This window comes from Enterococcus sp. DIV0174, from assembly GCF_050529065.1.
GTDB lineage: Bacteria > Bacillota > Bacilli > Lactobacillales > Enterococcaceae > Enterococcus_B > Enterococcus_B thailandicus.
Genome location: NZ_CP172881.1, coordinates 605,746 through 620,110 on the forward strand (window position 1 = coordinate 605,746; position 14,365 = coordinate 620,110).

Genomic DNA, 14,365 nt, shown 5'->3' on the forward strand with positions numbered 1-14,365 from the left:
AAAGCGGGGAAGCAATCGCGCTTCTCCGCTTTTTTTGATAACAAGTTTATTTAGGAGGAAACAAAATGGCTAAGAAAACAGTAAAAGATATCGACTTAAAAGATAAAAAAGTTCTTGTCCGTGTTGACTTTAATGTTCCTTTGAAAGATGGCGTGATCACTGATGATACACGTATCAAAGCTGCTTTACCAACAATCAACTACGTGCTTGAACAAGGCGGAAAAGCAATCCTTTTCTCTCATCTAGGACGTGTGAAAGCTGAAGAAGATAAAGCAGGTAAATCTTTAGCACCAGTTGCTAAACGTTTAGGCGAATTATTAGGTAAAGAAGTTACTTTCGTACCTGAAACTCGTGGAAAAGAATTAGAAGACGCAATCAGCAACATGAAAGACGGCGAAGTTGTTGTTTTTGAAAACACTCGTTTTGAAGATGTTGATGGTAAAAAAGAAAGCAAAAATGACCCAGAATTAGGTAAATATTGGGCTTCATTAGGTGATGTTTTTGTAAACGATGCTTTCGGTACAGCTCACCGCGCACATGCTTCTAACGTAGGAATCGCTTCAACTGGTATTCCAACAGTTGCTGGATTCTTAATGGACAAAGAAATCAAATTTATCGGTGAAGCTGTTGAAGAACCAAAACGCCCAATGATCGCAATCCTTGGTGGCGCTAAAGTTTCTGACAAAATCGGCGTTATCGAAAACTTGATTCCAAAAGCTGACAAAATCTTGATCGGTGGCGGAATGACTTATACATTCTACGCAGCAAAAGGAATTAAAATCGGTAGTTCTTTAGTTGAATCTGACAAAATCGAATTAGCAAAAGAATTGATTGAAAAAGCAGGCGACAAACTTGTATTACCAATCGACAACGTTTGTGCACCAGAATTCTCAAACGACGTAGAAACTCAAGTTATCGAAGGCGACATTCCTGATGGATTGATGGCTTTAGATATCGGACCTGCATCAGTTAAATTATTTGCTGATACATTAAAAGGTGCGAAAACTGTTGTTTGGAACGGACCAATGGGTGTGTTCGAAATGAGTAACTTCGCTAATGGTACAATCGGAGTTTGTGAAGCAATCGCAAACCTTGAAGATGCTACTACAATCATCGGTGGTGGGGATTCTGCAGCTGCAGCTGAACAACTTGGCTTTGCTGACAAATTTACTCACATCTCAACTGGTGGGGGCGCAAGTTTAGAATTGTTAGAAGGTAAAGAGTTACCTGGTCTAGCAGCAATTAACGACAAATAATTCACTTATATCTAGGTGTACACTTTGAAAAGAGTGTACGCTTAGCCTTGTGTTTTGAAAAAGAAAAAGGAGTGTGTGTTCATCATGCGTAAACCAATCATCGCTGGTAACTGGAAAATGAACAAAACTGCATCAGAAGCAAAAGCATTTGCTGAAGCAGTAAAAAACAAAATCCCTTCAAATGAAGTAGTTGATTCTGTTATCGGATCACCTTCATTATTCTTACAAGAATTAATGGCATCTGCTGAAGGTACTGAACTAAAAATTTCTGCACAAAACTGTTTCTGGGAAAACTCAGGTGCATTCACTGGTGAAACTTCACCAGCTGCATTAGCAGATCTTGGTGTTCAATATGTCATCATTGGTCACTCAGAACGTCGTGAATACTTCCATGAAACTGATGAAGATATCAACAAAAAAGCAAAAGCAATTTTTGCAAACGGCATGACACCTATCTTATGTTGTGGTGAAACTTTAGAAACATATGAAGCAGGAAAAACTGCTGAATGGATCGAAGGTCAAATCACTGAAGGTCTTAAAGACTTAACAGACGGTCAAGTAAGCAATATGGTAATTGCTTATGAACCAATCTGGGCAATCGGTACTGGTAAATCTGCTGATGCACAGATCGCTGATGAAATTTGTGGCGTTGTTCGTCAAACAGTTGAAAAATTATATGGTAAAGAAGTTTCAGAAGCTGTACGTATCCAATACGGTGGTTCTGTTAAACCAGAAAACATCGCTGAATACATGGCTAAAGAAAACGTTGATGGTGCTTTAGTTGGCGGAGCTAGCTTAGAAGCTGATTCATTCTTATCTTTATTAGACGCTGTAAAATAATTTTTGAAAATTTGTGAAAAAAAGCAATAAATGTTTGCACTTCATCACAAAATTAACTAAAATCGTATATGAGGGAAATCCCTTAGGATAAAAACAAACTCAAAGGAGAGACAAAACATGTCAATTATTACTGATGTTTACGCTCGCGAGATCTTAGACTCACGCGGTAACCCAACAATCGAAGTAGAAGTATACACAGAAAGCGGAGCTTTTGGCCGTGGAATGGTTCCTTCAGGTGCTTCAACTGGTGAATACGAAGCAGTTGAATTACGTGATGGCGACAAAGCTCGTTACGGTGGTAAAGGTGTTACTAAAGCTGTTGACAACGTAAACAACATCATTGCTGAAGCAATCATTGGCTACGATGTACGTGACCAAATGGCTATCGACAAAGCTATGATCGCTTTAGACGGAACTCCTAACAAAGGTAAATTAGGTGCGAACGCTATTTTAGGTGTATCTATTGCTGTTGCTCGTGCAGCTGCTGACTACCTAGAAGTACCTTTATACCACTACCTAGGCGGATTTAATACAAAAGTATTACCAACTCCAATGATGAACATCATCAATGGTGGATCACATGCTGATAACTCAATCGACTTCCAAGAATTCATGATTATGCCTGTAGGAGCTCCAACGTTTAAAGAAGCTCTACGTATGGGTGCTGAAGTATTCCACGCTTTAGCTGCAATCTTAAAAGGTCGCGGATTAGCAACTTCAGTTGGTGACGAAGGCGGATTTGCTCCTAACCTTGGTTCAAATGAAGAAGGTTTCGAAGTTATTATCGAAGCTATCGAAAAAGCTGGCTATGTACCTGGTAAAGACGTTGTTCTTGCTATGGATGCTGCTTCTTCAGAATTCTACGACAAAGAAAAAGGTGTTTACGTTTTAGCTGACTCAGGCGAAGGCGAAAAAACAACTGACGAAATGATCAAATTCTACGAAGAATTAGTTTCTAAATACCCAATCATCTCAATCGAAGATGGCCTAGACGAAAACGACTGGGACGGATTCAAGAAATTAACTGACGTATTAGGCGACAAAGTTCAATTAGTTGGTGACGACTTGTTCGTAACAAACACTCAAAAATTAGCTGAAGGTATCGAAAAAGGAATTGCTAACTCAATCCTTATCAAAGTTAACCAAATTGGTACTTTGACAGAAACTTTTGAAGCTATTGAAATGGCTAAAGAAGCTGGTTACACTGCAGTTGTATCTCACCGTTCTGGTGAAACAGAAGATTCAACAATCTCTGATATCGCTGTTGCAACAAATGCTGGCCAAATCAAAACTGGTTCTCTTTCACGTACTGACCGTATTGCTAAATACAATCAATTATTACGTATCGAAGACCAACTTGGTGAAGTTGCTGAATACAAAGGTTTGAAATCTTTCTACAACTTGAAAAATAAATAATTTTTATTAATTAACTATTTTTAGACGTGGGGCTTGCCCCACGTCTTTTTTTGTCCATAAAATACTAGGTAGTTAATTGTTTTACAAGCTGGTCGAATTTTTATATGATAAATAGCATCAATAAGTAGCATCAATAAGTAGCTAAGGAGAGGAACAACATGCATCTTTTTTCAACGATCATCATCACATTAGTAGCAATCGAATTTTTTTATATTATGTATTTAGAGACGTTCGCAACGACATCAGCAACCACTGGACGAGTGTTTCATTTATCAAAAGAAGAATTAGCACGTCCGTCAGTAAATGTTTTATTCAAGAATCAAGGAATTTACAATGGATTGATTGGAGTAGGATTGCTTTATGCGACATATGTTTCTTCCGCAGGTAGTGAGTTAGCAAAGGTTTTGCTAGTCTATATTATTTTAGTGGCTTTGTATGGAAGCATAACGAGTGATAAAAAAATTATTATTACACAAGGCGGATTAGCGATTATTGCTTTTGTTTCACTCTTTTTTTAAGTTAAGTATTTAAAAATTCAACAGTTTTATTTATTAGAATGGTACAATAAAAATATAGTTTACTTGAATTTTCTTTAAAGAAAAAATCAGTCTTGGTTAATTGATCGCATAGTGAAAAATCAAGGATAGCTGAGTGGTGGAGGTGATTAATTGATTATTATGTTGTATTTTATTTTAGTAATCGTGATTCTTGCTATTATTTTTAATGTTATTTCTTATTCTTATGCAAAAAAGTTGATCACGGTTGGTGTACAACGAGGTCATAACTGGTATGAAACAACAGGACACCTCTTAATGGATCCTGCAGCGACTGAAATTGTCGAAGAAAAACGACAACAGTTAGAAGAAGCGGCAGAATCTTTTTGGCAAACAGGTGTAACAGAAACAATCAAAAGTCACGATGGATTAAAACTAACGGGAAAATGGTTTGTTACAGATCGAAGACAAAAAAATTGGGTGATTTGTATCCATGATTACCGAAGCACGGGCAAGCGTGACATGTCTTTTGTTGGGAAAAAATATGCAGAACAAGGGTTTAATGTTTTGATTCCAGATTTACGTGCCCATGGCGAAAGTGAAGGAGAAATCATCGGAATGGGCTGGTTGGATCGTCTGGATTTGATTGCTTGGATCAAGCAACTGATGAAAGAATATCCGGATGCTTCGATTGTTTTACATGGCGGTTCAATGGGCGCTTCGACGATTATGATGGCTAGTGGTGAGAAGCTGCCTTCTTCTGTGAAAGGCTTTATCTTGGATAGCGGGTATGTTTCTGTCTATGCAGAATTTCGTTATATGCTAAGCAAGTTAACTTCATTTCCAAAGTGGTTGATTATGAGATATGCAAATTCTTACGCCCAAAAATATGCTGGTTATTCTTTGAAACAAGCATCTGCTACACGCCAACTAGGTAGTAATCATTTACCACTATTAATTATCCATGGTGAACACGATTATTTTGTGCCTGTTGAAGCAGCTTACACTGTGCAAAATGCAACAGCGGGGAAAAAAGAATTACTATTGGTTCCAAATGCAGAGCATCTAGCGGCAGTATTGAATGAGCCAAAGACTTATTGGACTGTTGTGTTTTCTTTTATCAATGAACGAATTTTAGCTGGGCAATAAATCGTGTTGCATTCTTGAATGATGAGTTGTCAAACTACTAATTAATATAGAAGAAAAAAATTCGCAAAGTTTCCTATAAGCAATTTATATTTATAGTGAACTCCAAGTCAAAGATCTGACGGAGTAGTTACGTGTGATTTATTAAAAAAGAATACTTTATCTGATTACTCCTGTTTTCGAGGATAAATAGTTGCTGGTTTGAAGAGAGATTGTTAGAATGAATTGTACAAAAACACAAGTTATTTTAGGGGTGGTATGATGGGGCAACAGGTGAACAATGAACACTTTTCAACCGAAGAAGAATTGTTTGAAGCTGGTTATCGAAAATATTCGGGTGAAAAGATAGACATTTTTTATAACAAAGAGATTTGTATCCACAGTGGAAATTGTGTTCGTGGGAATGCAGCTGTTTTTGAAGTTGGTCGCAGACCGTGGATCATGCCGGATAATGCAAGTGCTGATGAAAGTAGTCGCGTTATTCAAACATGTCCGAGTGGCGCATTGAAGTTTATTCGAAAGGATGAAGTGTAAAATGGAAATCAAAGAAGAAAAAAATCGTTTTGCTTTATACAATGATGAACAACAAGAAATTGGAGAAATGACTTGGTCTGATGCTGGACCAGATATCATGATTATTGATCATACATTTGTCGAACCTACTTATCGTGGACAAAAATTAGCGGAAAAATTAGTGAATAGCGGTGTTGAATTAGCTCGTCGCGAAGGTAAAAAAATTATTCCACTATGCCCATTTGCTAAAAAAGAATTTGATGCAAAACCTGAATATGGAGATGTATTACGCAAATAAATAGAAACAAGTAGAAGAGTTACGTTTGACGTGACTCTTTTTTTTGAATAGATTGTTGAAAGTCGATTTTCATGAGGAGTCTAAACGTATGGAGCTAGCGTTGGAAAGAAAACATTGCTATTTGCGATGAAACATTGGAAGATAAAGTTTTTCGATGTTTCCCAAAAAATTCTCGCAACAAGCCATAGATCAATAAAGTAATGGGAGCTATTTTATCAGACTGTTCACTAGTTTGTAGGAACGAGATGCTTTGCGCCATAATTTTATTCACGGTGTCACCAAAGCAACTTCGCAAAATGATTTATAATTGTTCAAAAATATGAAAAAATACTTTTATCAGTTGCTTTTTATTTTTTCGAAGCTTGAAGCTACAACCTTCTTTTATAACCTTATTTTGAATTTATTTTCATTCTATGGTAAAGTTAAAGAGATGATATTTTTCAAAGAAGGAGGAGCTGAAGCGTATGTATAATTTAATTTTAGGAATCGTAATTGCCTTATCAATCGTCATGATTATCGCAATTATGATGCAGCCAAGTAAACAAAATAGTGCAGCGAGCGCATTTACTGGTGGAGCGGATCAGTTGTTTGGGAAGCAAAAAGCACGTGGCTTTGAAGCCGTGATGCAACGAACAACTGCTGTGCTGGGAGCCGTTTGGATGATTTTATTATTTGTCCTAGCGTTTTTATCTTCAAACTAATCAAGAAACCTCTCGCCGATTTGCGAGGGGCTTTTTTTATTGGTGGAGCAGGTGAAAACGAGAAGTTTCTGAGTGCAACTATGTTAAAATGAAGAGCGAGAGGTGATTGAATTGAAAGGAAGTTTACCAAAATCATTTTATGCGGAACATGGAGAGAAAGCTGTTTTACTTTTGCACGCATATTCAGGTAGCTCAAACGATGTCCGAATGCTTTGCCGTTTTTTAGAAAAAGCAAATTATACTGTTTATGCACCGATGTTTTCGGGACATGGAACGTTGAATCCAGAAGATATTTTACATCAAGACGCCACAACTTGGTGGGAAGATGCGAAAGCAGCACTCGCGTTTTTAAAAGCAAATGGCTTTCATGAGATTGCTGTTTTTGGTTTGTCTATGGGTGGTATTTTTGCGACAAGACTACTTGAAGAAGAAAATGTGATTGGAGGCGGCTTTTTCTGTTCACCAATTTCACCAGTAGAAACGAATGTACCAGAAAACTTTCTCATTTATGCACAACAAGTATTGAATATCGCAGGACTGTCAGAAACAGAAATTCAGCAACAACTTGAAATTTATCGTCCCTTAGTTAAGGAACAATTAACAGATATACAAGAACAAGCAGCTTATGCAAATGAAAAGCTGTCAAAAATTCAAGCACCAATGTTCCTAGCTCAAGCAGGTCAAGATGAAATGATTGATCCAATGGGTGTTTATGAAACGGCTCGTCGTTTGAATAAACAGCGAGTAACGCTTCAATGGTATCCAACCAGTAAGCATGTGATTACGGTTGGAAACGCTCGGCGGGAGTTAGAACGAGATGTCTTAGAATTTTTAGAGAAATTACCCTGGAATGAGGAAAATAAATGACAAAAGAAACAATTAAAGAAAAAATTATTTTTTTTATGGAAAGTAGCCGTAAAAAAAGCTTTTCAATGGAAGAAATTGCAGAAGGCTTAGGCTTTCAAAAAAGTGAAGACTTTAAATTATTAGTTCAAACAATTGCACAAATGGAAAGAGAGCAGAGCATCGTTTTTAATAAGAAAGGTAAAGTGAAATTACCATTACAACCATTATTGATTGAAGGAACATTTCGTGGCAATGAACGTGGCTTTGGTTTTGTAACGATTGATCCCGAAGAAGATGACATCTATATCCCGAAAGAATCAACTGGTTATGCAATGGACGGAGACACTGTAGCAATCGATATTATTAAAACGGCAGATACGGCACTTGATCGAGGAGCTGAAGGAAAGATTGTTGAAATCCGAAAACGTGGAACAACACAACTCGTTGGTGAGTTCGTCGCTTATTCACCTGAGGAAGAAGCAGAAACGGATCTTTATGGTGTCGTGATCCCTAAAGATAAAAAATTAACAAAGTTTAAGGTGTATGCAGCTGCAGAAGGAATCCGCCCAGTAGATGGAAGTATCGTGATTGTAGAATTGACCCATTACCCAGAAAATGGCTATGCTACTAGTTTAGAAGGAATTGTCAAACAAGTAATTGGCCATAAAAATGACCCTGGTATGGATATTTTATCAATCGTTGTAGCAAACGGAATTCCAACAAAATTTCCTGATGATGTAGTGGCAGAAGCAGATAAAGTTCCTGATCATATCAATGAAAAAGATTTGGTTGGTCGACGTGATTTACGGGATCAATTGATTGTAACGATTGATGGTGAAGATGCAAAGGACTTAGATGATGCAGTAACTGTTCGCAAACTAGCAAATGGAAATTACTTTTTAGGCGTTCATATTGCAGATGTTTCTTATTATGTAACACAAGGAAGCCAGCTGGATCGAGAAGCTTATGATCGTGGAACAAGTGTCTATTTGACTGACCGTGTGATCCCAATGATTCCACAACGATTGTCAAACGGAATTTGTTCATTAAACCCACATGTGCCAAGATTGACGATGAGTTGTGAAATGGAAATTGATTCAAGTGGGCATGTCGTTAGCCATGAGATTTTCCAAAGTGTTATTCAAACAACCGAACGAATGACTTATACTGCCGTGAATGAAATTTTAGAAGATGAAGAACCTGAAACAATGAAACGTTATAAACAATTAGTGCCAATGTTTCAAGCCATGAAAGAACTACACGAGATTTTAGAGAGTATGCGGATTCGCCGTGGGGCTATTTCTTTTGAAGATCGCGAAGCGAAAGTGTTAGTGAATCCAGAAGGACATCCGTTGGATATTTTGCTGCGAACACGTGGTGTAGGGGAACGCTTGATTGAATCATTTATGCTTGCTGCCAATGAGACAGTGGCGCAACATTATCATGATCTTCATTTACCATTCATCTATCGAATTCATGAACAACCTAAGGAAGAAAAAATGCAACGCTTCTTTGACTTTGCTTCAGCATTAGGAATCCTAGTTAGAGGGACAAAAGGTACGATTACGCCGAAAGACTTGCAAAAAGTAATCGAAGATGTGGAAGAAAAGCCTGAATCTGCGGTAATTAATACGATGTTGTTACGAAGCATGCAACAAGCTCGTTATTCAGAAGAAAACTACGGTCATTATGGCTTAGCAGCAGAGTACTACACACACTTTACTTCACCCATTCGCCGTTATCCAGACTTGATTGTTCACCGTTTGATTCGTTCTTATGGTGAAGATCGTAGTGAAGAAAAACAAGCAATCTGGTCTGCAGAACTTCCAGACATTGCTGAACACAGCTCAAAAATGGAACGCCGAGCAGTGGAAGCAGAACGTGAAGTTGATGCAATGAAAAAAGCAGAATACATGATGGATAAAGTCGGGGAAGAGTTTGATGGCATCATTAGCTCAGTGGTAAAATTCGGTTTGTTTATTGAGCTACCTAATACAATCGAAGGTCTGATCCACATCAATGACTTGAAACAAGACTATTTCCACTTTATTGAAAATCATTTAGCATTAGTTGGCGAACGAACGGGGCTAACATTTAAAATTGGGCAAAAGGTCCGCGTCAAAGTAGTCAAAGCAAGTCCAGAAGAACGAGCAGTTGATTTTGAGTTAGTTTCGGCAGAAGAAGTGCCTCAACTTGAACGACCAAAAGCAAAGCAAAAAGGGAAAGCATCAGGCAAACAAAATCAAAATCGTGGACGCAAAGCAGCTCCACGAAATAAAAAAGTAGGCGGGAAGAGAAATGACTTCCAGCCTGCTAAGAAAAAAGGAAAAGGTGGTAAAAAACCTTTCTATAAAGGAATTAAGAAAAAGAAAAAATAAGATAGTTTGGGGGAAGTAGAATGCCAAAAGGCGAGGGAAAATTAATTGCACAAAATAAGAAGGCTCGCCATGACTACTCGATTATTGACACGATGGAAGCAGGCATGGTTTTACAAGGGACTGAGATTAAATCGATTCGAAATAGCCGAATCAATCTAAAAGATGGATTCGTACGTGTTCGAAATGGCGAAGCCTTCCTATATAATGTCCACATCAGTCCGTATGAACAGGGAAATATTTTTAACCACGATCCGTTGCGGACACGCAAACTACTTTTGCACAAAAAACAAATTGCCCGACTAGTTGGTGAAACAAAAAATGCAGGGGTAACAATCGTCCCATTAAAAGTGTACATCAAGAATGGGTACGCCAAAGTTTTGATTGGTTTAGCTAAAGGGAAAAAGTCCTACGACAAACGAGAAGATTTGAAGCGTAAAGATGTCGATCGTCAAATTGATCGGACGTTGAAAAATTTCTCCAGATAATTTCAATATCCTTTTTCGCATATTCGGTGCTTTTACTTTTACTTAGTGATAAAATTTGGTAGCATTTAATCTGATAAAGCACGATTACTAAAGGTTTTCCTAGAAAATCACCATCATAATTTAAGTGAAAACTTCATCAAATTAGACTGAAACGAAAAAGTGTCTAATTTTCATGAAAATGTTTTGTATTTTCTGTTTCATGGTGGTATGATACCGATTGGTTATGATCAGATTTTTTCAGAGAAACCAAATGCGCACTTGAAAGTTATTTCATGTGAATTTCAGGGAAAAGAGAAAAGAGGTGAAATGAATTGGATGAACGCTCGCTAACGTTCCACATTGGACCTGTGTGGTTTGATGGTACTGTTTGTATGATGGTGTTATTGACTTGTCTAATCGTTTTCTTTCTAGTGTACTTCTTTACGCGTAACTTAAAGATGAAACCAACTGGAAAACAAAATGCGATTGAATGGGTAATTGATTTTAGTCGAGGAATCGTTACAGATAACTTGCCTAGAAAAGAACTAAGTAATTTCCATTTACTTGCATTTACCTTATTCTTATTTGTATTTATTGCAAATAATATCGGTCTAATGACAAAAATCGTATTACCAGATGAAACGACACTTTGGAAAAGCCCAACAGCTGACCCATTTGTGACATTGACCTTGGCATTTATGATGATTTTACTTACACATTTGTTTGGGGTAAAACGATTTGGGTTGAAAGGCTATTTTGTAAATTCATTCTTGAAACCGTATAGTTTCATGTTACCAATGAAGATCATTGAAGAATTTACAAACTTATTAACACTTGCTTTACGTCTTTATGGGAATATTTTTGCGGGGGAAGTTTTGCTAACCTTGATTGCAAAAATGATGACAAGTCTAGGGTGGCTATCCTTGCCATTAGCGATTCCATTAGAGATGATCTGGATTGCATTTTCATTGTTTATCGGAAGCATCCAAGCATTTGTCTTTGTCACTTTATCGATGGTTTATATGAGCCATAAGATTGAAGTAGAAGAGTAATATTTATTTAAGTAATTTACTATTTATTTTAGGAGGAAAAAATATTATGAATTATATCGCAGCAGCAATCGCAATTTTAGGGGCAGCAATCGGTGCCGGTTATGGTAATGGTAAGGTAATCTCAAAAACAATCGAATCAATGGCTCGCCAACCTGAAATGTCTGGTCAATTACGTACAACAATGTTTATTGGGGTAGCCTTAGTTGAAGCTGTTCCTATTCTTGGTGTGGTTATCGCTTTAATTCTAGTATTCATGTAGAAAGAAGTTAAGTACTATATTATTCTCATTGAAACTAGAGAGACCTCAAAGAAAGGAAGGCTAGCTTATGCTGAATCAATTGGCAATTGCAGAAGTTGGCAATCCGATGTTAGGTAATATCATCGTTGTCAGCGGCTCATTTTTGATCCTACTTGCTCTTTTAAAGCATTTTGCTTGGGGACCAATTAGTGAAATTTTGAAGAAACGTGAAGATAAGATCGCCAATGATTTAGATTCTGCAGAACAATCTCGCATCAACTCAGCGAAAATGGAACAAGAACGCGAACAACAATTGTTAGCTTCTCGCTCTGACGCAGCTGAAATTATTAAAAATGCGAAAGAAAGTGGAGAACTTAGCCGCCAAAATATTTTGAAGGATACACAAGATGAAGTTATTCGTCTAAAAAACAAAGCTAAATCGGATATCACGTTAGAACGTGACAATGCGTTAAACTCTGTTAAAGACGATGTTGCTGATCTTTCACTTCAAATTGCGGAAAAAATCTTGAATAAAGAATTATCTCCAGAAATGCATGAATCATTAATCAACCAATATATCGAAGGTCTAGGTTCTTCAAATGAAACTAGATAAATATACTGTCGGTAGACGCTATGGAAAAGCTTTGTTTGAACTGGCGATCGATTCAAACAAGAGTGAAGAAATCTATCAAGAACTGTTGAGCTTGCGTAAAATTTATGAAAAAGTCCCTGAATTAGGGGAAGTGCTCAGTGATGCTCGTTTAGAACCACATGAAAAACGACTTATCATGGATAAGTTGATTAGTGGCTATGACGGTGTTGTTAAGAACTTTTTAGAAGTGGTCTACAATTACAATCGGATGGATGATCTGTTGTTCATGATTGACGAATATGAACATCGTTATAATGAGAATAATGGATTATTACTTGGAACAGTAAAAACTGCCGTTCCTTTATCTGATGAACAGTTAAAAAAATTAGAACAGAATGTAGCAAAAACAATGAACTATCAAACAGTTGAATTAGAAACAATCGTTGATTCTTCTATTCTTGGTGGCGCAATTGTTGAAGCCGACCATCGAGTGATCGACGGCAGCATTCGGACGCAATTGGAAACAATGCGTAATCAATTAAATAGATAGTACAAAGAGGTAGGTGAATCGAATGGCCATCAAAGCAGAAGAAATTAGTGCCTTGATTAAAGAACAAATTGAAAATTATCAAAGCGTGCTTTCAGTTGAAGAAATTGGTACTGTCACATACGTCGGTGACGGGATTGCTCGTGCGCATGGATTGGAAAATGCAATGAGTGGTGAGTTGCTTGAATTTTCAAACGGCTCATACGGAATGGCGCAAAACTTAGAATCAAATGATGTAGGGATTATTATCCTTGGTGATTTCGAATCCATTCGTGAAGGTGATAAAGTAAAACGTACAGGTAAAATCATGGAAGTTCCAGTTGGAGATTCTTTGATTGGACGTGTCGTGAATCCTTTAGGTCAACCGATTGATGGACTAGGAGAAATCGTTACCGATAAAGCTCGTCCCGTAGAAGCAATGGCACCAGGTGTTATGCAACGTAAATCAGTTAATGAACCAATGCAAACAGGTCTAAAAGCAATCGATGCTTTAGTACCAATTGGTCGTGGTCAACGTGAATTAGTTATCGGTGACCGTAAAACAGGTAAAACATCCATTGCAATTGATACAATTATCAACCAAAAAGGGCAAGATATGATTTGTATCTACGTTGCGATTGGACAAAAAGATTCAACTGTACGTACACAAGTTGAAACATTGAAAAAATATGGCGCTATGGACTATACAATCGTAGTCAATGCGGGTGCTTCTCAACCAGCACCATTACTTTACATTGCACCTTATGCTGGTACAGCGATGGGTGAAGAATTCATGTATAACGGCAAACATGTTTTGATTATCTTTGATGATTTATCAAAACAAGCTGTTGCTTATCGTGAACTTTCACTACTACTACGCCGTCCGCCAGGTCGTGAAGCATATCCAGGGGATGTTTTCTACTTGCATTCACGTTTGCTAGAACGCGCAGCAAAATTAAGTGATGAATTAGGTGGCGGTTCAATGACTGCTTTGCCATTCGTTGAAACACAAGCAGGAGATATCTCTGCATATATTCCAACAAATGTTATTTCAATCACTGATGGACAAATTTTCTTAGAAAGTGATTTGTTCTACGCAGGAACACGTCCAGCCGTTGATGCTGGGTTATCTGTATCCCGTGTTGGTGGTTCTGCACAAATCAAAGCAATGAAAAAAGTTGCCGGAACGCTACGTCTTGACTTAGCAAGTTACCGTGAACTTGAAGCATTTACGCAATTTGGTTCAGATTTGGATGCAGCGACACAAGCTAAATTAAATCGTGGTCGTCGTACTGTAGAAATCTTGAAACAAAAATTACATGCACCACTTGCTGTAGAAAAACAAGTAGTCATTTTATATGCATTGACGCATGGTTTCCTAGACAGCATCCCAGTGGATAGCATTCTTGACTTTGAAAGTGAATTATTTGAATACTTGGATACAAATCATCCAAATATCTTTGAAATTATCCGTACAACACAAGATCTTCCAGAAGAAGATGAGTTGAACAGCGTAATCAAAGAATATAAAGACATTTTCTTAGCTTCTAAAGGTAGTACATCCTCGACAGAAGACAAATTGAAATCCATTCAAAATGCATAGTG

16 protein-coding genes are annotated in these 14,365 nt (G+C 37.5%); all 16 read left to right on the plus strand.

Annotated features, from left to right (window positions below; all coding sequences use genetic code 11):
- The first annotated feature begins 65 nt into the window (after positions 1 to 65).
- The gene (locus tag IGJ93_RS02935) at positions 66 to 1,256 is read left to right on the plus strand and encodes a phosphoglycerate kinase (RefSeq protein ID WP_067483742.1); all 1,191 of its coding nucleotides are present in this window, start codon (positions 66 to 68) and stop codon (positions 1,254 to 1,256) included.
- An 84-nt stretch (positions 1,257 to 1,340) separates the two neighbouring features.
- Positions 1,341 to 2,096 carry a triose-phosphate isomerase gene (gene tpiA / locus IGJ93_RS02940; RefSeq protein WP_067483743.1) on the plus strand — a complete coding sequence of 252 codons (756 nt, stop codon included), beginning with the start codon at positions 1,341 to 1,343 and terminating at the stop codon, positions 2,094 to 2,096.
- A 117-nt stretch (positions 2,097 to 2,213) separates the two neighbouring features.
- Positions 2,214 to 3,512, plus strand: coding sequence for a phosphopyruvate hydratase (gene eno, locus IGJ93_RS02945; RefSeq protein WP_067483744.1), 1,299 nt, complete (start codon positions 2,214 to 2,216; stop codon positions 3,510 to 3,512).
- A gap of 158 nt (positions 3,513 to 3,670) precedes the next feature.
- Entirely contained in the window at positions 3,671 to 4,030 is a 360-nt protein-coding gene (locus IGJ93_RS02950; protein WP_067483746.1) for a DUF1304 domain-containing protein, read from the plus strand.
- Positions 4,031 to 4,183: 153 nt separating this feature from the next.
- Positions 4,184 to 5,155 (plus strand): alpha/beta hydrolase, encoded by a 972-nt coding sequence (locus tag IGJ93_RS02955; RefSeq protein ID WP_311797949.1) that lies wholly within the window; start codon positions 4,184 to 4,186, stop codon positions 5,153 to 5,155.
- 255 nt (positions 5,156 to 5,410) lie between these two features.
- Positions 5,411 to 5,686, plus strand: a complete 276-nt coding sequence (locus tag IGJ93_RS02960) for a (4Fe-4S)-binding protein (protein ID WP_067483748.1) — start codon at positions 5,411 to 5,413, stop codon at positions 5,684 to 5,686.
- A 1-nt stretch (position 5,687) separates the two neighbouring features.
- Positions 5,688 to 5,963: a GNAT family N-acetyltransferase gene (locus IGJ93_RS02965; protein ID WP_075491433.1), complete on the plus strand. Its 276-nt coding sequence runs from the start codon at positions 5,688 to 5,690 to the stop codon at positions 5,961 to 5,963.
- 464 nt (positions 5,964 to 6,427) lie between these two features.
- Complete coding sequence (gene secG, locus IGJ93_RS02970) at positions 6,428 to 6,664, plus strand: preprotein translocase subunit SecG (RefSeq protein WP_067483752.1); 237 nt, start codon at positions 6,428 to 6,430, stop codon at positions 6,662 to 6,664.
- 111 nt (positions 6,665 to 6,775) lie between these two features.
- Positions 6,776 to 7,531, plus strand: a complete 756-nt coding sequence (locus IGJ93_RS02975) for an alpha/beta hydrolase (protein WP_067484143.1) — start codon at positions 6,776 to 6,778, stop codon at positions 7,529 to 7,531.
- Positions 7,528 to 9,888, plus strand: a complete 2,361-nt coding sequence (gene rnr, locus IGJ93_RS02980; RefSeq protein WP_067483754.1) for a ribonuclease R — start codon at positions 7,528 to 7,530, stop codon at positions 9,886 to 9,888. The genes IGJ93_RS02975 and rnr overlap by 4 nt, the downstream gene beginning before the upstream one ends.
- A gap of 20 nt (positions 9,889 to 9,908) precedes the next feature.
- Positions 9,909 to 10,373 carry an SsrA-binding protein SmpB gene (gene smpB / locus IGJ93_RS02985; RefSeq protein WP_067483756.1) on the plus strand — a complete coding sequence of 155 codons (465 nt, stop codon included), beginning with the start codon at positions 9,909 to 9,911 and terminating at the stop codon, positions 10,371 to 10,373.
- A gap of 311 nt (positions 10,374 to 10,684) precedes the next feature.
- On the plus strand, positions 10,685 to 11,404 hold the full coding sequence (gene atpB, locus IGJ93_RS02990; protein ID WP_067483758.1) for a F0F1 ATP synthase subunit A: 720 nt from the start codon (positions 10,685 to 10,687) through the stop codon (positions 11,402 to 11,404).
- Between the two features lie 46 nt (positions 11,405 to 11,450).
- Complete coding sequence (gene atpE / locus IGJ93_RS02995; protein WP_067483760.1) at positions 11,451 to 11,663, plus strand: ATP synthase F0 subunit C; 213 nt, start codon at positions 11,451 to 11,453, stop codon at positions 11,661 to 11,663.
- A gap of 67 nt (positions 11,664 to 11,730) precedes the next feature.
- A complete protein-coding gene (gene atpF, locus IGJ93_RS03000) occupies positions 11,731 to 12,255 on the plus strand; it encodes a F0F1 ATP synthase subunit B (protein ID WP_067483762.1) in 525 nt (174 codons plus the stop codon).
- Complete coding sequence (gene atpH / locus IGJ93_RS03005) at positions 12,242 to 12,784, plus strand: ATP synthase F1 subunit delta (protein WP_067483764.1); 543 nt, start codon at positions 12,242 to 12,244, stop codon at positions 12,782 to 12,784. The genes atpF and atpH overlap by 14 nt, the downstream gene beginning before the upstream one ends.
- 22 nt (positions 12,785 to 12,806) lie before the next feature.
- Positions 12,807 to 14,363: a F0F1 ATP synthase subunit alpha gene (atpA, locus tag IGJ93_RS03010; protein ID WP_067483766.1), complete on the plus strand. Its 1,557-nt coding sequence runs from the start codon at positions 12,807 to 12,809 to the stop codon at positions 14,361 to 14,363.
- The last annotated feature ends 2 nt before the right edge of the window (positions 14,364 to 14,365 follow it).

Excerpts from the sequence above, each read along its gene's own strand:
- IGJ93_RS02965 (WP_075491433.1), top strand. The coding sequence starts at position 5,688 with ATGGAAATCAAAGAAGAAAAAAATCGTTTTGCTTTATACAATGATGAA.
- eno (WP_067483744.1), top strand. The coding sequence starts at position 2,214 with ATGTCAATTATTACTGATGTTTACGCTCGCGAGATCTTAGACTCACGC.
- atpA (WP_067483766.1), top strand. The coding sequence starts at position 12,807 with ATGGCCATCAAAGCAGAAGAAATTAGTGCCTTGATTAAAGAACAAATT.
- smpB (WP_067483756.1), top strand. The coding sequence starts at position 9,909 with ATGCCAAAAGGCGAGGGAAAATTAATTGCACAAAATAAGAAGGCTCGC.
- rnr (WP_067483754.1), top strand. The coding sequence starts at position 7,528 with ATGACAAAAGAAACAATTAAAGAAAAAATTATTTTTTTTATGGAAAGT.
- tpiA (WP_067483743.1), top strand. The coding sequence starts at position 1,341 with ATGCGTAAACCAATCATCGCTGGTAACTGGAAAATGAACAAAACTGCA.
- atpF (WP_067483762.1), top strand. The coding sequence starts at position 11,731 with ATGCTGAATCAATTGGCAATTGCAGAAGTTGGCAATCCGATGTTAGGT.
- IGJ93_RS02960 (WP_067483748.1), top strand. The coding sequence starts at position 5,411 with ATGATGGGGCAACAGGTGAACAATGAACACTTTTCAACCGAAGAAGAA.
- IGJ93_RS02935 (WP_067483742.1), top strand. The coding sequence starts at position 66 with ATGGCTAAGAAAACAGTAAAAGATATCGACTTAAAAGATAAAAAAGTT.
- atpE (WP_067483760.1), top strand. The coding sequence starts at position 11,451 with ATGAATTATATCGCAGCAGCAATCGCAATTTTAGGGGCAGCAATCGGT.
- secG (WP_067483752.1), top strand. The coding sequence starts at position 6,428 with ATGTATAATTTAATTTTAGGAATCGTAATTGCCTTATCAATCGTCATG.
- IGJ93_RS02950 (WP_067483746.1), top strand. The coding sequence starts at position 3,671 with ATGCATCTTTTTTCAACGATCATCATCACATTAGTAGCAATCGAATTT.
- atpH (WP_067483764.1), top strand. The coding sequence starts at position 12,242 with ATGAAACTAGATAAATATACTGTCGGTAGACGCTATGGAAAAGCTTTG.